At 42.1% G+C, this 20,356-nt stretch carries 12 protein-coding genes and 3 pseudogenes; all 15 read left to right on the top strand.

Annotated elements, in window-relative coordinates:
- Positions 1 to 178, top strand: a pseudogene (locus HMPREF0106_RS28220) (transposase); the annotation flags it as partial.
- Between the two features lie 109 nt (positions 179 to 287).
- Positions 288 to 734 (top strand): YhcH/YjgK/YiaL family protein, encoded by a 447-nt coding sequence (locus HMPREF0106_RS17995; protein ID WP_009039359.1) that lies wholly within the window; start codon positions 288 to 290, stop codon positions 732 to 734.
- Between the two features lie 226 nt (positions 735 to 960).
- On the top strand, positions 961 to 2,202 hold the full coding sequence (locus tag HMPREF0106_RS17990; RefSeq protein ID WP_009039360.1) for an MFS transporter: 1,242 nt from the start codon (positions 961 to 963) through the stop codon (positions 2,200 to 2,202).
- 30 nt (positions 2,203 to 2,232) lie between these two features.
- Complete coding sequence (locus tag HMPREF0106_RS17985) at positions 2,233 to 3,150, top strand: dihydrodipicolinate synthase family protein (protein WP_009039361.1); 918 nt, start codon at positions 2,233 to 2,235, stop codon at positions 3,148 to 3,150.
- An 11-nt stretch (positions 3,151 to 3,161) separates the two neighbouring features.
- Complete coding sequence (locus tag HMPREF0106_RS17980; protein ID WP_009039362.1) at positions 3,162 to 4,337, top strand: AGE family epimerase/isomerase; 1,176 nt, start codon at positions 3,162 to 3,164, stop codon at positions 4,335 to 4,337.
- A gap of 50 nt (positions 4,338 to 4,387) precedes the next feature.
- Complete coding sequence (locus tag HMPREF0106_RS17975; protein ID WP_229128706.1) at positions 4,388 to 5,542, top strand: sialidase family protein; 1,155 nt, start codon at positions 4,388 to 4,390, stop codon at positions 5,540 to 5,542.
- Between the two features lie 11 nt (positions 5,543 to 5,553).
- On the top strand, positions 5,554 to 6,831 hold the full coding sequence (locus tag HMPREF0106_RS17970) for a sialidase family protein (RefSeq protein ID WP_009039364.1): 1,278 nt from the start codon (positions 5,554 to 5,556) through the stop codon (positions 6,829 to 6,831).
- Between the two features lie 11 nt (positions 6,832 to 6,842).
- Positions 6,843 to 10,109 (top strand): SusC/RagA family TonB-linked outer membrane protein, encoded by a 3,267-nt coding sequence (locus HMPREF0106_RS17965; RefSeq protein WP_009039365.1) that lies wholly within the window; start codon positions 6,843 to 6,845, stop codon positions 10,107 to 10,109.
- A 21-nt stretch (positions 10,110 to 10,130) separates the two neighbouring features.
- Positions 10,131 to 11,681, top strand: coding sequence for a RagB/SusD family nutrient uptake outer membrane protein (locus HMPREF0106_RS17960; RefSeq protein WP_009039366.1), 1,551 nt, complete (start codon positions 10,131 to 10,133; stop codon positions 11,679 to 11,681).
- A 48-nt stretch (positions 11,682 to 11,729) separates the two neighbouring features.
- Positions 11,730 to 13,772 (top strand): fimbrillin family protein, encoded by a 2,043-nt coding sequence (locus tag HMPREF0106_RS17955; RefSeq protein ID WP_009039367.1) that lies wholly within the window; start codon positions 11,730 to 11,732, stop codon positions 13,770 to 13,772.
- 418 nt (positions 13,773 to 14,190) lie between these two features.
- Positions 14,191 to 14,781: pseudogene (locus tag HMPREF0106_RS28225) on the top strand (reverse transcriptase domain-containing protein); the annotation flags it as partial.
- Positions 14,782 to 15,541: 760 nt separating this feature from the next.
- Positions 15,542 to 16,342, top strand: a complete 801-nt coding sequence (ltrA, locus tag HMPREF0106_RS27380) for a group II intron reverse transcriptase/maturase (RefSeq protein ID WP_198138549.1) — start codon at positions 15,542 to 15,544, stop codon at positions 16,340 to 16,342.
- A 137-nt stretch (positions 16,343 to 16,479) separates the two neighbouring features.
- Positions 16,480 to 16,812, top strand: coding sequence for a group II intron maturase-specific domain-containing protein (locus tag HMPREF0106_RS27385; protein ID WP_198138550.1), 333 nt, complete (start codon positions 16,480 to 16,482; stop codon positions 16,810 to 16,812).
- Positions 16,813 to 17,399: 587 nt separating this feature from the next.
- Positions 17,400 to 18,692, top strand: a pseudogene (nicX, locus tag HMPREF0106_RS17945) (group II intron reverse transcriptase/nicotine-degrading enzyme NicX).
- Positions 18,693 to 18,849: 157 nt separating this feature from the next.
- A complete protein-coding gene (locus HMPREF0106_RS17940; RefSeq protein WP_009039368.1) occupies positions 18,850 to 20,124 on the top strand; it encodes an alpha/beta hydrolase family protein in 1,275 nt (424 codons plus the stop codon).
- Positions 20,125 to 20,356: the final 232 nt, after the last annotated feature.

Here is a 20,356-nt window from a genome sequence, read left to right on the forward strand (position 1 = left end):
GGGCAGAGACCTGTTTTCAACTGCAGTATCAAAGGTCAGACAACCGATAGAATCTTTTTTCAACTGGCTGAATGAAAAAACAAATATTCAAAGAGCGATGAAAGTCAGATCTACATCTGGACTTTTAGTACATACGATGGGCAAAATTGCCATCGCATTCATTTATCTAATTTTCTAAAACAAGGAATCAGAGTTCAACTACTGATTCGCATTAATAACGTCTGTTATATTAAATATTTCTTTTATATTTGCCCTTCTATTATTTAATTATAAATGAAAGGAAAAATATGATCGTATCTAATCTGCAAAACAGTCAGCGTATCGAAGGGCTCCACCCTTTGTTCAAGCCCTTGTTTGACTATGTGAAAACCCATGATTTGCTTCATACGGATTTGGGGCGTATTGAGATTGATGGTGAGAATTTGTTTATCAATAATGTAAATCTGGAATGTGTATCTCCTGATAAGCAAGTTTTAGAATTACATCATGACTATATTGATGTGCATATCTTGTTGGAAGGTGCGGAAACAATTGGTTGGAAAGCCTTGGAGGACTTACAAAAAGAGGTTAAGGCATATTCTAAAGAGGACGAGTGCGCCTTATATTCAGATACTCCGACTACTTATGTTAATCTGCTTCCGGGGCAATTTGTAATAGTGTATCCGGAAGATCCCCATGCCCCGATTATTGGTCATGGCAAGATACGTAAATTGATAGCTAAAGTACGGCTATAAATTGTTATTGTTTTTATTTTGTAGTATCGAAAATAACATGGAAAAGGTGGTGTCTCTTATTAATGAGATGCTGCCTTTTGATATATATAAAGTATTATATCTTCTTACGTTATTTATAAATAAGCGAATATATAATAAAATATTTAATTAAATGTTTGGAGGAAAATAAAAATAGTATTATGTTTGCAATGATTTAATACGAGTGAAACATAAAAAATTACTTTATATGAAAAACAAAAGTATTTACCCATGGGTGGTTGTCGGTCTGCTGTGGATAGTAGCGCTACTTAATTATATGGACCGTCAGATGCTTTCTACGATGCAGGAAGCTATGAAAGTAGATATCGTAGAGTTGAACAAAGCTGAAGCTTTTGGAGCTTTAATGGCTATATTTTTATGGATATATGGTTTTATGAGTCCTGTTGCGGGAATTATCGCCGATAGGGTAAATCGTAAATGGTTGGTGGTCGGTAGTCTTTTTGTCTGGTCGGCGGTTACTTTTTTAATGGGGTATGCTCATAACTTTCACGAGCTTTACTGGTTGCGTGCTGTCATGGGAGTCAGTGAAGCGTTGTATATTCCTTCGGCTTTATCGTTGATTGCTGACTGGCATGAGGGAAAATCCCGCTCTTTAGCTGTAGGAGTTCATATGACAGGGTTGTATGTCGGGCAGGCTATCGGTGGTTTTGGGGCTACGGCTGCTGCCGCTTTTTCTTGGCAGGCTACTTTTCATTGGTTTGGCATTGTAGGTATTGCTTATTCTTTGGTACTTATATTGTTTTTGAAAGAAAATCCTATTCATAATATATCTATCAAAAAAATAGATGATGCTCCTAAAGAGAAGAAACCTTCCATTATAAGTGGGCTTTCCCTGCTGTTTACTAATTGGGCATTTTGGATTATTCTTTTCTATTTTGCGGCTCCCAGTCTTCCGGGGTGGGCAACAAAGAATTGGCTTCCGACTTTGTTTGCGGATAGCTTGAATATTCCTATGTCCGAAGCGGGACCGATATCTACTATAACAATTGCCGTGTCTTCTTTTATCGGTGTTATTTTAGGTGGAATCTTATCTGACCGTTGGGTACAAAAAAATATTCGCGGGCGTGTTTATACCGGAGCCATCGGTTTGGGGATGACTATACCGGCTCTGCTCCTGCTTGGGTTTGGACATAGTTTTGTTAGTGTGATTGGAGCGGGATTGCTCTTTGGTATTGGTTTTGGAATCTTTGACGCAAATAATATGCCTATTCTATGCCAGTTTGTATCAGCAAAACATCGTGCGACGGCTTATGGAATTATGAATATGACCGGTGTGTTTGCGGGAGCTGCCGTGACAGAAGTTCTTGGAAAGTGGACAGACGGAGGAAGTTTAGGACAGGGATTTGCAATGCTGAGTATCGTGGTAGCTGTAGCATTGGTACTTCAAATCTATTTCTTAAGACCGAAGACAGATAATATGGTAGATTAAGAATATAATAACTTTATAAAAAATAAAATGATGGAACGAATTAAAGGACTTATCGATGCACCGTTTACTCCTTTTTACGAGAATGGTGAAGTGAATTTGGAACCTATTGAAGCATATGCCAAGATGTTGGTAAAGAACGGACTCCAAGGAGTGTTTATCAATGGTTCTTCCGGTGAAGGTTATATGCTGACTGAAGAAGAACGTATGTTATTGGCAGAGCGTTGGGTTGCTGTCGCTCCCGAAGGCTTTAAAGTAATCGTGCACGTCGGTAGTTGCTGTGTAAAGGCCAGCCGTATGTTGGCTGAACATGCACAAAAAATAGGCGCATGGGGAATTGGTGCCATGGCTCCTCCTTTTCCGAAGATTGGCCGTATTGAAGAATTGGTGAAATATATTGAAGAGATAGCATCCGGTGCGCCCGAACTTCCCTTCTATTATTATCATATTCCGGCATTCAACGGTGCTTTTCTGCCAATGGTTAAATTACTGGAAGCGGTAGACGGACGTGTTCCTAACTTTGCAGGTATTAAATATACTTTTGAGAGCATGTATGAATACAACCAATGCCGTTTATATAAAAACGGAAAATATGATATGTTGCATGGACAGGATGAAACAATTCTTCCTTGTCTGGCTATGGGTGGTGCTCAGGGCGGCATCGGCGGAACAACCAATTATAATGGTAAAGAACTGGTCGGTATCATCAAAGCATGGGAGGCAGGTGATATCGAAACAGCCCGTGAACGTCAGAACTTCTCACAGGAAGTAATAAATGTGATCTGCCATTTTCGTGGGAATATTGTTGGCGGAAAACGCATAATGAAATTGATAGGACTTGATTTAGGTAAGAACCGTACTCCCTTCCAGAATATGACAGATGAAGAAGAAGTTCAGATGAAAACGGAGCTTGAGGCAATTCATTTTTTTGACCGATGCAATAAACTTTAAAAACGCATAGCATGAATACAGCAGAATATTTGAATAAGTGGGCCATATCCTATAAAGACGATATAATAAATAATATTATGCCGTTCTGGATGAAGTACGGGCTGGATAAAGAACATGGAGGGGTGTATACATGCGTTAATCGGGATGGTAGTTTGATGGATACAACGAAATCTGTCTGGTTTCAGGGACGTTTCGGGTTTATAGCTGCATATGCATATAATAATATAGAGAAAAATCCCCAATGGTTGGCAGCATCCAAGAGTTGTATTGATTTCATCGAAGCGCATTGCTTTGATACGGATGGACATATGTTCTTTGAAGTCACAGAAGATGGAGTCCCGTTACGTAAGCGCCGTTATGTGTTTTCAGAAGGTTTTGCGGCAATAGCAATGGCTGAATATTCATTGGCAACCGGTGAAAAGGAATATGCTGAGAAAGCATTGGAAATCTTCAAGCGTACACAGCATTTTCTGGATACTCCGGGAATGCTTGAACCTAAATATTTGCCGGCTATGTCTTCAAGAGGGCATTCTATAACGATGATCTTGATTAATACAGCTTCTCGCATCCGGATGGTTATTGACGATCCTGTATTGACGGAGCAGATAGATGCTTCGATTGCCGCATTGCGTAAATATTTTATCCATCCGGAGTTTAAGGCTTTACTTGAAATGGTAGGACCTAATGGTGAATTTATTGACACGTGTAACGGACGTGTCATAAATCCGGGCCACTGTATTGAAACCGCTTGGTTCATTATGGAAGAAGCTAAATATCGCAATTGGGATAAGGATTTACTGCAATTGGCTCTTCAGATTCTCGACTGGTCTTGGGAATGGGGATGGGATAAAGAGTTTGGTGGCATAATCAATTTCCGTGATTGCCGTAATCTTCCGGCTCAGGACTATTCTCAGGATATGAAATTCTGGTGGCCGCAAACAGAGACTATTATTGCCACTTTATATGCCTATCAAGCTACGGGGGATGAGAAATATATTCAGATGCATAAGCAAATCAGTGACTGGACGTATACTCATTTTCCCGATAAGGAATATGGAGAATGGTATGGTTATCTTCACCGTGATGGTACTGTGGCACAACTAGCTAAGGGAAATCTCTTTAAAGGTCCTTTCCATATACCTCGCATGATGATTCGTAGTTACATGCTTTGCAAGGAGCTTTTGTGAAGTAATATGTAACTCTTCTGATAAAATCTAAAACTATTACTATGTGTATTATGAAAAACATATTATTTGCGGGACTTATGCTTTTCTTTTCTTGTATGAAAGGAGAAGCGCAGTCCGGTGCAAAAAAAAAATTCCCGGAGTTTCCTAAATATACTGTGTTTTCAGCAGGAGATGATAATGTGAATAGTTATCGTATTCCATCATTGTTGACAGCGAAAGACGGCTCTTTACTTGTGTTTTGTGAAGCACGTAGAGAAAGTTGGAAGGATAAAAGCCGTACAGATATAGTAGTGAAACGTAGTACAGATAATGGGCGGACATGGTCAGCTATGCAAGATTTGACTCAGGGAACCACTGGCGCTTATATGGATCCGACTCCTCTTTTAGATTCAGCTACCGGTAGAATTTTTCTTTTTACCACTTTTTGGCCGGCAGATGATCACACAGGTACCAAAAATCGGGCAATTTTGCTGACTTCAGATGACAATGGTTGTACATGGGCTGCTCCCGTTGATGTGACTGGTACATTAATGCCGAAAGGAAGTCGTATTTATGGTTTTGGACCGGGAGCAGGTTTGCAAATGGTGGGTGAAAAATATAGAGGAAGACTGATTTTACCGGCTCGTGTATCTGAAGTCACTGGTGAGAAAGCCCATGATGTAGCTATTTATTCCGATAATCATGGTAAAACATGGAAGATGGGTGGCAATGGTGATAATGATGATGAATTTCAGATTGCAGAGTCACCTGCCGGAGTTTTGGTTTATAATGCTCGTGTTCCCAAAGCGCGAATGGTGTCATTCAGTGTAGATGGGGGAGAGACATGGAGCAAGGCTGTAAAGGAACTTGCTTTGCCTGGTGTATCTAAAGGATGTCAGGCAAGTGTATTGGGAAAAGGTAAAACGCTTTATTTCTCTGGGATACAAGGAATACCGGAGACATCCGAATATGATGAACGTGCAAAACTTACTTTATATAAAAGTGAGGATGGTGGAAGAAAATGGGATAATGGGTTACTGTTATATGATAAGGCTGCCGGATATAGCTGTATGTCTTTCTTACCGGACGGACGAATGGCTATAATCTTTGAAACAGCAGATACTCAATCATTTACTCGTAAATCATTACCTAATACGAAACCTCTTAAGCGTCCGGATGACTGGATGAAGTTGGATTTAATTTTAGTGCCTGTTATTAATCTTTAATTTTTTTATTTATGAAGAGTATATTTAATGTGTTTTGTTATATTCTGAGTTTGTTTGCTATTATTGCCTGCTCGGATGATAATGTTAATGACTTTAGTCCGGTGCCTTATCCAGATGAAGTTGTGGATCCAAATCCAGATTCCGACCCTGATCCTGACTCGAAACCGATATGGGAGATAACTTCTCCAACAATTACCGTATTCAATTCAAAAGCAAGTAATGACATTTCATATCGTGTTCCTGCCATCGCGGTTACAAAGAAAGGCAGCATACTCGTTTTTTGTGAAGCTCGCTATGGAACTTGGCAAGATAAAGCTGGGCGGACGGATATTCTGATGAAGCGTAGTACCGATAAAGGGGTAACATGGACTGAAAAGAATTTAACCAGTCAAGCTACTTCATCAAAGTTGTCATATATGGACCCGACTGTTGTCGTCGACCAAGTTACGGGGAAAATCTTTTTGTTTACCTCTTTGTGGGATGCTGTAGGCAAGGAGTCTGCCAAACAAGGCTATAATAATAGAGCTATCATGTACACTTCGGAAGATGATGGATTAAATTGGACAAGAAAAGATCTCACAGACGAGGTGGAAATTGGAATTTTTAGCGGTGCGACAAGAATGATTGGTAGCTTCGGTCCCGGTTCCGGTGTGCAAATGACATCAAGTGAGCAATATAAGAATCGTTTGATTGTCCCTATACGCACTTTCAAAGTGAATGAAGCTGCTGGGACCGTTTCAAATGGCGGGAATACAGCTATGTGGTCGGATGATAACGGGGTGACATGGGAAACCGGGCAACCTAATAAGTCTGGTGAATGGACGGTAACGGAAGCTCCTGATGGTGCATTAATTGGAAATATCCGTTATAATGGACACCGTCAAAACTATGTAAGTACAGATGGTGGAGCCAAATGGCCTTCTTTTTCTGATTATGCTCCGACAGCACTACCAACTCCAGCCCAAGGCTGTGCGGGAAGTGTTATCGTAAAGGATGGCTGGATGTATTACTGTGGGGCGAAAGGGATTACCGAGACAACAGCTCATGATGATCGTGGTATACTATATTTGGCCAGAGCTAAATTCTTTGGTGGTCATTCGCATACATTTGAGCCGGCAGATCATATGGTGCTTTATGATAAAGCGGCAGGATACACATGTATGGCACTTCTGCCTGATGGTGATATGGCTATTGTTGCCGAACTCGGTAATGAACCGGGATTCCAAAAACTATCAACTCGTCCGGCCGGATGGATGAGATTGGAATTATTTATATTATCTACTAAATAACCTCTTTTAATATGAGAAAAATACATTTAAAGTATTGCCGGGAAGTAATATTCGTGGTAGTGGCCATGCTTTGCTCCATTGGCAGCATATATGCACAAGTCGAGCAAACGGTAAGTGGCGTTGTGAAAGATGTTGCTGGAGAGCCTTTGATTGGTGTCTCCGTATTGGAAGTGGGCACATCAAATGGTGCTATTACAGATTTGGATGGAAAATATACGTTAACATTGACAAAGAGTAAATCAGTTCTTGCTTTTTCATACATAGGTTATGTTCAACAGAATATTCACGTGGATGGACGTAAGAATATTACGGTAGTGATGAAAGATGATGCCATAGGTTTGCAGGAAGTCATTGTCACAGGTTATGGTAAAACCGTAACTAAAGATAAGCTGACTGCGGCTATATCCAAAGTTTCTTCCGAAGTTTTGGAGAAAGGTGTACGCTCCAATCCGTTGACTGCTTTGGCGGGTACGGTTACTGGTGTACGTGTTACGCAGACTTCCGGTCAGCCGGGAGCAGGGCCCTCCATTCAGGTACGTGCAGGTGCTTCTTTGAACGGTTCCGGTAGTCCGTTGTATATTATTGACGGTGTGCAGAAAGACGATATGAACGACATCAACAGTAACGATATTGAATCTATTGAGGTTTTGAAGGATGCTGCTGCGACAGCACTTTATGGTGCACGTGCCAATAATGGTGTAGTTCTAGTGACCACAAAAAGCGGTCATGTGGGGAAAACAACCGTAACATTGAACGTAAATATCGGTAAAGGTTTTGCCCGCGACAACTACGATTTTATGAATGCCCGCGATTATCTGTATTGGGAACGTATGGCGGCAAAGCGTAGCGGAGACGACATGAATCTTGTGAACGGATGGGGTACAGGAAATGACATCACTGCCGACGGAAATAAAAGCAGCAACGGTATCTATAGTACCTCTATTCTGACAGATAAGAATAAATATCTTTTGGATTATGGTTGGCAATCGATGAAAGATCCGGCATCAGACAATTATCTATTGTTCAAGGAAACTGATTTTATGAAGTTGAACACGCAGGATGCCTGGACGCAGGATTATAATGTCTCTTTCTCCGGTGGAAACGACAAAGGCAAATACTACTCAAGTATCGGGTATTATGATGAAACAGGTTTTCCATTGGAGTCGGGATACCAACGTCTGTCTTTCAACCTGAACGGTGAATATAAGATCAAGAGCTGGCTGAAAGCTTCCGGTTTCGTGAATTTCTCACGTTCGGAAACCAATCCTAACTACATGAGCGACGCTAATTTCTGGAGCGTGGTAGCTGCTGCTCCCCCGACCTTTAAAGGAGCTAATTTGGACGGAACGGTTATCACACTACTCAATAATACTCAAAATGCCAATTGGAATGAGATGAAGAACTACTACTATCGCAGAAATACGGCTTACAAGACTACGCTGGGAACTTCTTTCCAAGTGGATTTGATGAAAGGACTGAGCTTGAAACTGAGCGGTATGTGGTATCTTTGGATGAAGGAAACTGAATCTTTTGATAAAGAGTTACCTACCGCTCCCGGTAAGTTGAATTCTAACCGCAAAGCTTCTGCTACTTATGCGCGCAAACTGGATCAGACTTATAACGCCATTCTGAATTACAATGTCTCATTCGGTGACCATAACGTCAGTGCAGTCGGTGGTTTTGAAATGATAGACAAATACAACTACGGACTCTCGGCATCAGGTCAGGGAGCTACTTCCGATGATTTTATCGGATTGCAGTTCACTGCCCCGTTGGACGCAAACGGAAAATCCACCCGTAACATGTCTACCACTCACACACAGGAGCGCATCATGTCCGGTTTCCTGAATGCTACCTACGACTATAAGAGCAAGTATCTTTTTTCTTTCTCCGGACGTTACGACGGTTACTCCAAACTGGTGGACAACCGCTGGGGATTTTTCCCCGGTGTCAGTGCCGCATGGAACGTATATCGTGAGGAATTCATGGAGAAATATCTGGATATATTTTCCAACATGAAAGTACGTATGGGATATGGGCAGAATGGTAACGTGAATGGTATCGGACTGTACGAACTACAAGGTAGTTATGGAACAGCCGGTAACTACAACGGCATCTACGGCCTGTTGATTGACGATATTGCATATCCCGGACTGCGTTGGGAGAAAACCACCTCTTTTGATACTGCCATAGAATTAGGACTGTTTAATAAAGTAGATTTGACAGTAGGTTATTTCAACAAGAAAACTACCGATTTGATTGCCAATGTACCTTTGGCTTCTTCATCCGGCGTAGGCTCAATGACGACAAACAACGGCGCTGTGCGTAGTCAGGGTATGGAGCTTGAAGTCAATTACCGTATTTTTGACCGTAAGGACTTTAAGTGGAATATAGGTGCCAACATTACTTTTGTGAAATCCAAAATCCTGCAATTACCTGATAATGGTAATGAGAACAACCGTCAAGGCGGAACGGAAGTTTACAAAGGCAAAGGTAGTAATGAAACCGTTTGGAAAGGTGGAATACAGGAAGGACAGTCTTACGGTGATATTTACGGATTCAAAATGATGGGTGTTGTGCGTGACGAAGCCGATTTGGCAAACTATGCTTATTACGTAGATAAGATTCCCTCTAAACCGGTATATGGTCCGGCAGCTTATGCACAATTGACGGTTGAGCAGCAGAAAAATGCGCAGCAGTTAGCTCCGGGTGATGCTGTCTGGTACGATGTGAATGGTGACGGAACTATCGACACGTATGATCAGGTGAAGCTTGGTAATGAAATTCCAAAATGGATGGGTGGTTTCAATACATCCGTTACGTGGAAAGGGCTGACCTTGTTTGCCCGATTCGACTATGCGTTGGGATACAAGAAGTGGAATAGCGGTTATCAATATTTCATGGGTATCACTTCCGGTCACTTCAATGTTCCGGATTTGGCTAAAAAGACATGGACGGAAGATAATCCGGGTGCGGAACTTCCGGTATTGATGACTAACGACACTAACTTTAAAAAGAACTATACCCGCAACACTTCATTGTTTTGGGAAGATGCTTCTTACCTGTGTGCCCGTGAGATTTCCTTGAGCTACGATTTACCTTCGCAGTGGACTAAAAAAGCCCTCATGGATAAAGTGACGGTGACGCTTACCGGACAGAATTTATTCTACATAACGGACAATCGTCTCTACACTCCCGAGTATGGAACCACCAGTGGCGACAAGGGCGGATATGCTTTACCTAAGACAGTTCTGATGGGATTAAAGGTTATGTTCTAAAATCATAAAGAAAGATGTATTATGAAAAAAATAAAATATACATTATTAGTGTTGTTGATAGGAGCTATGCAGTCTTGCGGTTATTTGGACTTGAGTCCGGTAGACTCCTACGGTATCAGTAATTACTGGAGTACCAAAGATCAGGCGGAACGCTTTGTGCGTGGCTTGCATTATCGTGTCCGTGAGCGTCAGGAAGTATTGTTCAAGATGGGTGAACTTAGAGGCGGGACTTTTTACGGCTCAAACTCTTCTTTGTTTAATCAGACTATTAGCGATGTGCCGGCTGTGACAAACAATCTTACTGAAGCTAATTATGTGATAAACAACTGGGGCAATTTCTATATGGACATTATGCAGATTAACCATGCCATCCAGTCCGTCCCCGGCAGTTCTGCCTTGAATGAAACAGAAAAGAACTATTATATGGGCGTGTTACACGGATTGAGAAGTTTTTATTACTTTCATCTATTCCGTACCTATGGCGGAGTTCCTCTGATTGAAACAGCACGCGTGATGGATGGTAGCTTTACTCCTTCCGACTTGAATCAGCCGCGGGCCAAGGAAGAAGAAGTCTATGATTTCCTTGTAAAGGACATCAAGGCATCGGAAGATTATTTCGCAGATGACGCATTTACCATCAATTCTACAGACAAAAGTTCTTATTGGAGCAAGGCGGCAACAAAAATGTTGAGAGCCGAAATCCTGTTGTGGGGATGTAAAGTAAAACCTATTGGCGGTACAAGCGTCTACTCAAAAAATATATCGGCCGATTTGGCAGCAGCCAAGCAAGCGTTGCAGGATATCATTGATTGCGGCAAGTATGGCTTTGCTTCCAAGACCAGCTTTGAGGACGTTTTTGATGTAACGAAGAAAGATAACAAAGAAATGATATTCGTTATCCGCTATATGCTGAATGAGAAAGAAAACTTCTTCAGCAAGTTCATGTATCCTACCAATACCAATCTGGTCGGTTTTGAAAATGCGGACGGTGTAGAGTACAAAGGTGACAATGTGAACCCATTGAAACTGAATGGTACTGCATCCAACTACCAGTATGCGAAAGATTTTTTTGATACATTCAGTGAAAACGATATCCGTCGTAGCGCCACTTTCTTTGATGTATATAAGGTAGACGGAGGAGCGGCAGCCATACTCTTGAATAAATATAAAGGGGAGTTGGACAATGACATACGCAAGTTTACAAACGACTGGCCTGTCTATCGCTATGCGGATTTGCAGTTACTACTGGCCGAAATTGTGGCATTGCAGGGAGGTGATCCTGCCGCTTACATCAATAGTGTCCGTGAGCGTGCATACGGTTCCGCTTATGCTGCCAATAAATACCCCCGTAGTGGTGAAACAGCGGAAGATGCAATTCTGGAAGAACGCTCCAAAGAGTTTGTAGGTGAAGGTAAGCGTTGGTATGACATTCGCCGTATGAAGAATGGAGAGTTGGCTAAGGCTCTTCAGATTAGCGTTTCGGGCGATCTTGTCGAGAAGCACTTGTTGTGGCCAGTAGATGCTACGGTAATGTCGAAAGACCCGTTGGTTAAGCAGACACCGGGTTACTAATCCGCCTGTCGGATTCATATCATTCATTAAAATTTAGATTATACAAAGATGAAAAAACAATATATATTTCCAGTCTTAGGATTTTGTGCAGCGTTTCTTGTCACTGCATGCAGTGACGATGACTATGCCCAGACGGATTTTACGCGTCCGGCGGGAGGAAATCAGATCTTCCTCAGTTGCCAGTCACAGTTGGGTGATAACAAGACAGTTTGGGCGGCAGATAGTAAAATTGGTTTCTTCTGCGAACAGACAAAAACAGTCAATCTTGTTGTGGGAGTTGCAGCTCCTTATGTGGGACAGACCGAGGGAATGTTCTACACACAGGTAGTGTGGGGCAAAGAAACGGGAGAACACACTTTCTATGCTTACATTCCTTATAATAAGGATAATACGTCAGCGAAAGCAGTGGCCGGAGTTTTGAGTAACTCGCAATTACAGTCGGGCACATCAAACGCTCATTTGACGAACACTGCCTTGATGTATGCGACGGCTAAGTCTGCTGAGGTGGAAACTGCTGTTCCGATGACCTTTAGACATGCATTGGGATATTTAGACATCAGTTGTAAGACATCGGTCAAGTATGTCGGTTGGAAAGTGAAGTCCATCGAGTTTTCTACGGAGGATGGCATTGCTTTGGCGGGTGATTATAAATTTGACCTTACTACCGGTCAGTTTGCTATAGCCGATGGCTCTTCAAAAATAGAGTTGAGAGTAGACAATACTCCGGCACTCGTTGCGAACGGAGTATTTCACGGATATATGTCTATGAATCCTGTGGACTTGTCAGCGAAACAATGTAACGTAAAGGTAGCGATTGAAAAAGCAGGGGAGGACGATCTTAGCCTGACAGGCAGGATTGCTTCTGTCAATATACTTGCAGGTGACATTAACACATTGAATTTGGAACTGGACAATCTGACTGCCGCACTTTTGGAAGACTTATCCATTGATTTGAGTGCAACGGAAACGGCAAACTGCTATGTGGCAGGAAAGGCAGGGCAGGAATATCGCTTTAAGGCTACCGTTATGGGTAATGGAACGATTACTCCGGCAGTAGAAGGTGATGATACAAAGAAAGGTATCACTCCTTCGCCGTTAGCTCCTGCATCGGCTTCAATTCTTTGGCAAAGCGAAAGAAGCCTGATATCCGGTGTGAAACTGAAAAATGATTATATCTATTTTACCTTGAACGGTTCGGAAGAAACGGCGTTAAAGGCAGGTAATGCGGTTATTGCCGCTTATGATGGCGCAGGAACGATTGTATGGAGTTGGCATATTTGGGTTACAGATGTGGATTTGGATACTAAAGTGCAAACGTATACTGTGCATGCAGATTATAACACATACCCCACTTTTCAGTCACCTGTGATGATGGATCGTAACTTGGGTGCAACGGATGACAAGCTGTGGTCGGCAGCTACTGATCCTAAAGGTTCGCATGGTTTGTTCTATCAATGGGGGCGTAAAGACCCGATTATCGGCCCGAGTGATGATGCGGCAAATGCACACGCCACAGTTTATGATAAGGATAATGAGGTTGTAAGTTGGGACTTTACAGTTACAACATTGATTTCAAGAGAAGATATAGCCAAATATCCGATGAAATATATTAAGGGAGATAATTGGTTGAATGAAGACGCTTATGATTTATGGGGAAATTCAACAGTGTATGCTACTAGCGGTGGAGACGGCTCTACCGGTTTAAAGTCAATCTATGATCCATGTCCGCCGGGCTATCGTGTTCCTCATCCTTATGTGTGGAGTGGATTTACATCGACAGTCAGCGGTGGCAATCATAAAACTGGTGCTGTGACTACCAGTGCTTCAGGTGATATAACGAAACAGGGTGGCGTTACTTTTGCAAATGGCGGAACGGCTATTTATCCTAGTACCGGTTTTATCAATAACGGAGCATTGCAGCGGGTAGCTCCTGCAGGTAATGGATGCATCAGTCTATGGAGCAATGCCGCAACTAAAAAAGACTTCGGGGCACAGTTCTATTACGATGCTACGAATTGTAATACACCTAAAGGAAATAAGCGTACATTTGGTTTTGGTGTTCGTTGCATGAGAGACAATACTGCCAACTAGACACTTACTTTTCATTTCCATAAATCCTTGGCATGTTTTTGAAGAATCATGCCAAGGATTCTTTGTACGCTCGGCATGAGCATTATCTAACGGGTGTAAGTCCCGAGTAAGCCCTAATAGCGGGAATTACATAGCCTATGGCAATGGTGTCCATTGCGAGTTGGAATCAGAAGGAAGTCGGCAGCAAACATCTGACCTGACGAACAGAAACTTTATATAAGGCATTTGACTGGGGGTAAGGTTGCAAAGCGAACCAAAGCCCTATAGCTATTCGGAACGGTTGGTGTAAATGAAGCAGGTATAAGATGGAAAGATAATGCCCTTATCCGAGGAGGTCTCACGGACTAGTTTTTTTTACGAAATGTACGGAGTAAAGCTTGCCGTGAGAAGTCAGCAGAAGTTATAGTAGTGGAGTTATCAAAGAGATAGGACGGAATCCGAATGGTATGAGGGGGTGCAGACTTTCATGTGGATGACCGAAGACAACATCGTGGAAGTACCATTCGACAAGGAACATCTGTTTGAACTTATTCTTAGTCCCTCTAATCTGAATAAAGCCTATAAAGCAGTAGTCAGCAATAAAGGGTGTGGCGGTATCGACAAGATGTCATGCGAATAACTGTTTCCATGGCTTTTGGCTAATAAGGATGAGCTTATAATTTCCTTGTAAAACGGGACATATCGTCCCAATCCTGTCCGCAGGGTTGAAATCCCTAAGGATAATGGCAAGAAACGCCTTTTGGGTATTCCTACCGTGGTAGACCGACTGGTACAACAAGCCATACACCAAGTTCTGACACCAATTTACGAGCGTCAGTTCTCCATGACAAGTTATGGGTTCCGTCCGAAAAGGGGCTGCCATGACGCACTACGAAGAGCGCAGAAGATAGTGGATGCGGGCTACAGATATGTAGTTGACCTTGATCTAGAGCGTTTCTTTGATACAGTCAGCCATAGCAAGCTGAGAGAAATACTCTGCCACACTATAAAGGATGGAAGGGTTGTGAGCCAAGACCAGAGTGACAAATCTAAAGAAATGCGGTGTCCTTGACTGGCAGGCGTATCAATGGGGTAACACTCGACTCGGGTATTGGCGTGTAGCACTCAGCCGTCTGCTTACATTCGCAATGTCTAACGATAAGTTGCGCAGAGCAGGTTATGCTAGCCTAATGGATTATTATCTCGAATGGTACCCAAAATAGGAACCGCCGTATGCGGAACCGCATGTACGGTGGTGTGCTATGTAGAGTTTTCTTAAACTCATAACTGACATTTAGATGGAAGCAGACCTTCCACTATCGGTAAATAGGTATCGGTAGTAAACCGGCAAGTGCTGCTGTATCTGAAAAGATATTGTAGTGAACGACTTGTTAAAAGGCTATATAAAAAAAATATAGTCAGGTAGGCAGACAAAAGATGAACGGAAGTGAACCGCTGATGAAGCATCGAAATGTGCGTTAGACTACATCAGAACTTGGTTTTCACCACAAACCTTGGATAAGAATAAGAGATACCTATACTGCTGCTTATTCGATGTACGGTGTTAAGGCGGCATGATTTGTCTGTAGGCTAACTGTCGGAACATAGGAACCTGCTTTAGAATGTCAAAGGAAAATACACAAGTGGAAGAAACACAAGGTAGAAATACTGATGTCTGATGCAGGGGCGGATTACCTCGTAGTAGTGAAGAACTCTCTGTAATGGAGATGGAGCGAAGGGGGTAACTTATTCAAGCGAAATTGTATTGTACAACTTAAATTCCATTAAGGATGACACAAAAGCAAGGAGCAAAACCATTCGATATTGACCGATGGAAACTATATTACGCATACAAGCGTGTGAATCAAAATCGAGGTGGTTCAGGTGTTGACAACGTCACACTTGAAAAGTATAACAGTAATTTGAAAAGAAACTTATACAAACTATGGAATCGTATGAGTTCAGGGAGTTATGTTCCTAAACCTGTCAGACTGGTTCAGATACCGAAGCCTGCAGGAGGAACGAGACCATTGGGTATCCCTACAGTGGAAGACAGGATTGCACAGATGCTTGTTGTTGAAATGATAGAACCTGAAATCGAGAAGATATTTCATGAAGATTCCTATGGTTATCGTCCCGACCGTTCTGCTCATGATGCACTTGGACGTGCAAGAGAGAGATGCTGGAAATATGCGTGGGTTTTGGATATGGACATCAGCAAATTCTTTGATACGATAGACCATCAGTTATTGATGAAAGCCGTAAAGCTTCATGTAAAAGAAAGATGGATAATATTATATATAGAAAGATGGCTCAAAGTCCCATATCAGAATGCAGACAAAAGTCTGATTGAAAGGACCTGCGGTGTACCCCAAGGTAGTGTTATAGGACCGATTCTTGCAAATCTCTTTCTGCATTACAGTTTTGACAGATGGATGCAGATACATCATCCTGAAATCCCTTTTGAGAGATATGCGGATGATACTGTATGTCATTGTCACAGTAAACAGGAAGCTGAATCCCTGTATGAAGAACTAATAATTAGGTTTAAGTCATGCAAATTAAGCCTGAATGAAGAAAAACAAAGATAGTATATTGCAAATCAAGTAGAAGAAATGAAAATCACTCTAATGTTACTTTTGATTTTCTCGGTCATACATTTCGACCATGTAAAACCATTCATAAAAGCTCCCGTAAAGCTTTTACAGGTTTCCAACCAAGAATAAGTATGAAGGCAACAACAAAAATCAGAGCTACCATGCGCTCATGGAATCTTAAGTCAAAATCTCATACTCCGCTGGACTGCATAGCTCAAATGGTTAACCCCATACTTCGAGGATGGGCAAATTATTATGGTAAATATGGTGGAAAATCTTTTCAAAAATTACTTCGGTACTTCGATTTATTACTTGCAAAATGGGCAAAAGCTAAATATAAAACCTTTAGACGCAAGCCCATGTACGTAATATTGAAATGGCTTGGGAACATTGCAGAAAGGGATGCTATTTTCTATCATTGGCAAATAGGTCTCAAACCAGCCAAAGGTACGATAAAGTTATAAGGTTGAATAAGAAGAGCCGTGTGATAGGAGACTATCACGCACGGTTCTGTGAGATTGTGCCACGAGAAGCATGGCTAAATGCTTCGCAACTATGTAGGAGATGAGGGTAGGTCCCTCGCAATCAACTTGCAGGAGTGGGTTGCAAACCCGTATATGCTGCTCTTTCCCCATGGTTAGGGTAGTGAACGATATATGAAAAGGCAATGTACAAATTGTCAGGTAACTTAGCAGGAGATGACCGCAAGGGAACCATTGATGAAGCATCGAAAATAACCGTAGATGATGTCAAAACCAAGAGTTTCTCACTCTTTTGGGACAAGTAACGAGATTACCTGTTTATTGTCGTTACGGCATCCGGTGTACAGATGGCATGACTTGTTAAGAGGCTCTTATGTGGAACGTGGGAACCTGCTATAAGATGTTAACGGAAAATTCCAAGGGGCAGAACCTTCAAGGAAGAAAGTACGGATGCTTATAGTAGGGGCGGACTGACTCGTAGTAGTGTAGAAGTACCTGTAATGGGTATGGAGCGAAGGGGTCAGCTTATTTAGCGTAAAAGTTAGTACAACTGATAAACAATTAGGAAGATGCAAAACGACAACGCAAAACCAATATCAATATCGAAGCAATTGGTTTATGATGCATTTCTGCGTGTGAAAGCAAACCGTGGAAGTGCAGGGATTGATAAGGTCACTCTTGAAGATTATGAAAAGAATCTGCGAGGTAATCTTTATAAACTATGGAACCGTATGAGCTCCGGCAGTTACTTTCCTCCATCGGTGAAGCTGGTAGAAATACCGAAGAGTACTGGTGGTAAACGTCCATTGGGTATCCCGACGGTATCTGATCGTGTAGCTCAAATGGCTATAGTAATGCTGATAACCCCTTCTATCGAACCTTGTTTTCATGAGGATTCTTATGCCTACCGTCCCCATCGCTCAGCGCATGATGCTGTTGGCAAAGCTCGTGAACGTTGTTGGAAGTATGCGTGGGTTTTGGACATGGACATCAGTAAATTCTTTGACACCATAGACCATGAACTACTGCTGAAAGCCTTGAAACGGCATACGCAAGAAAAATGGGTATTGATGTATATAGAACGTTGGCTGAAAGTTCCTTATGAGAAAGCGGATGGAAGTCAAGTTGACAGGGCTCTCGGTGTACCCCAAGGCAGTGTCATAGGTCCGGTTCTTGCGAATCTGTTTCTTCATTATACCTTTGACAAGTGGATGGAAAAGAGCTTTCCCCGTGTTCCATTTGAGAGATATGCTGATGATACGATTTGTCACTGCCATAGTCTTAAACAGGCTGAGTATATGCAAGCAATGATTCAACAACGGTTTGAGTGCTGCAGGTTGCGGCTCAATGAAGAGAAAACGAAAATCGTCTATTGCAAAAGTAGCCGTCAAAAGGAGTTCTATCCCAATGTGACTTTTGATTTTCTTGGATTCACGTTTTAACCCCGGGAATCGGTAGATAAGTATGGCAACCGTTTTACGGGTTTCCTGCCGGCTATCAGTCGAAAATCAATGAAACGAATCAATGAGACGATACGCAGTTGGCACCTAAACAGGCACTCAAATCTCACATTGGAACACCTTGCGTCTGATATAAATCCTATCGTACGAGGTTGGATGACTTATTATGGTAAGTTTTATCCTACTCGTTTGAAGTGGTTTATGCAGACGTTGAACGGACGTCTAGCCCGTTGGGTAATGTGTAAGTTTGAGCGTTATAGACATCGTTTCTATCCTGCTCAAGAATGGCTTGCCCGTATTGCAGAGAAAGAGGGGCTTATCTTTTATCATTGGAAATGTGGCGTTCTGCCAAGATTTACCAATAAAGAAAAGGTGAGTTCCCAATTGATAATGGTTAAATAAGTAAAGCCGTGTGAAGCGAGAGTTTCACGCACGGTTTATTGAGAAGCTCGGGGTGAAACTCCCCTTGCTTACTCGGCGATTTAAGGTGGAACTCCTTTTATCTACTCGATTTCAGTATAAAGGATGATAAGATAACTTTTATAATACAGGCATTACAATGAAAAAGAACATAATAGCTGTTTTGTTATTACTATTGGTGCATGCCAACAGTCTTGCTCAAATTCCTGATGTGACAGGAAGCGAACATACTATCATTCAATCAGAAAGACAAGACGGACGATTCCTGAGTACCTATGGAGTTGTCCATGCAATGCTCGCGAACATAAAACCGGAATGTGCATTTCAGCCGGATATGACTGCCGAAGAATTCCGTGAATGGCAGCATAAAGTACGGAAGTCAATGCAGGAAATCATGAAATTTCCCGAAGTGAAAGATATGCCGTCGCCTAAACGGCTGTACAGCAAACAACGTGACGGTTACAAACTGGAGAAATGGGAATTTTATCCTTTGTCCCAATGTGTATCCACCTTTTTAGTCCTGATACCCGATTCTTTACAGCGGCCTGTTCCCGCCATTCTATGTATCCCCGGTTCAGGTGGTAGTAAAGAAGGGCTGGCGGGAGAACCGGGAGTTGCTCCGAAACTGAATGATGATTATCAGAATCCCAAGGTAACAATGGCACGCAACTTTGCGAAGGCGGGCTATGTAGCAGTAGCCGTAGACAATCCGGCAGCCGGTGAATCCTCGGATTTGGAACGCTATGCACGCGGAAGGAATTATAACTATGATTTAGTGTCACGCATCTTATTGGAATTGGGGTGGAGTTATCTCGGATATACTTCTTATCTTGATATGCAAGTTCTTCAATGGATGAAAACGCAGTCCTATATCCGTAAAGACCGGATTATTGTAAGCGGTTTTTCTTTGGGGACAGAACCTTTGATTGTATTAGGGACACTGGATACATCCATCTACGCCTTTGTTTATAATGATTTTCTGTGTCATACACAAGAACGGGCATTGGTTATGACTGCTCCAGACAAGACGGGTATACGACCTTTTCCAAATTCTATCCGCCATTTGATACCGGACTTCTGGCGTAAATTTAATTTCCCGGATATTGTAGCCTCTTTGGCTCCCCGTCCTGTTATATTAACGGAAGGCGGACTGGATCGCGATTTGGATTTAGTACGTGCCGCTTATAAGATGACCGGACGTTTGGAGAATGTCGAGATACATCATTATCCAAAATACGCTGATCCGCATAATCGAACAGACATAAAGGCACTGCCGGAAGGGCTCGATAGGAATGAGTTTTATAAACTGGTGAATGTGGACGGGGCCAATCATTATTTTAAGTCGGAGTTGATACTTCCTTGGTTGAAAAAACATCTTGAACAGGGCGAACGCTCAATAACTTGTACATGTTAATTTAGCTTTTATTATTCCCTAAATAGATAGTTTTTTTCCTGTATTTTTCAATATCTTCTGTTCCTATTCTCTGTGTGAATATAATTCATTACATTTGCATATCTACTATATTAATCCCTACCGCAATATGACCATTCAAGCCTTTTCAGCTATAATTCCTGATGTAAGAGATGATAAGAATAAAATATATCAGTCTAACGAAATAGTGTTCATCGCCCTAGTCTCTGTTATC

This window comes from Bacteroides sp. D22, from assembly GCF_000163675.1.
GTDB classification, from domain to species: Bacteria; Bacteroidota; Bacteroidia; order Bacteroidales; family Bacteroidaceae; genus Bacteroides; species Bacteroides xylanisolvens.

Coding starts and splice junctions, on each gene's coding strand:
- HMPREF0106_RS17970 (WP_009039364.1), top strand. CDS start 5,554: ATGAAGAGTATATTTAATGTGTTTTGTTATATTCTGAGTTTGTTTGCT.
- HMPREF0106_RS27385 (WP_198138550.1), top strand. CDS start 16,480: ATGAAGGCAACAACAAAAATCAGAGCTACCATGCGCTCATGGAATCTT.
- HMPREF0106_RS17960 (WP_009039366.1), top strand. CDS start 10,131: ATGAAAAAAATAAAATATACATTATTAGTGTTGTTGATAGGAGCTATG.
- HMPREF0106_RS17975 (WP_229128706.1), top strand. CDS start 4,388: ATGAAAAACATATTATTTGCGGGACTTATGCTTTTCTTTTCTTGTATG.
- HMPREF0106_RS17940 (WP_009039368.1), top strand. CDS start 18,850: ATGAAAAAGAACATAATAGCTGTTTTGTTATTACTATTGGTGCATGCC.
- HMPREF0106_RS17995 (WP_009039359.1), top strand. CDS start 288: ATGATCGTATCTAATCTGCAAAACAGTCAGCGTATCGAAGGGCTCCAC.
- HMPREF0106_RS17955 (WP_009039367.1), top strand. CDS start 11,730: ATGAAAAAACAATATATATTTCCAGTCTTAGGATTTTGTGCAGCGTTT.
- ltrA (WP_198138549.1), top strand. CDS start 15,542: ATGACACAAAAGCAAGGAGCAAAACCATTCGATATTGACCGATGGAAA.
- HMPREF0106_RS17965 (WP_009039365.1), top strand. CDS start 6,843: ATGAGAAAAATACATTTAAAGTATTGCCGGGAAGTAATATTCGTGGTA.
- HMPREF0106_RS17980 (WP_009039362.1), top strand. CDS start 3,162: ATGAATACAGCAGAATATTTGAATAAGTGGGCCATATCCTATAAAGAC.
- HMPREF0106_RS17990 (WP_009039360.1), top strand. CDS start 961: ATGAAAAACAAAAGTATTTACCCATGGGTGGTTGTCGGTCTGCTGTGG.
- HMPREF0106_RS17985 (WP_009039361.1), top strand. CDS start 2,233: ATGGAACGAATTAAAGGACTTATCGATGCACCGTTTACTCCTTTTTAC.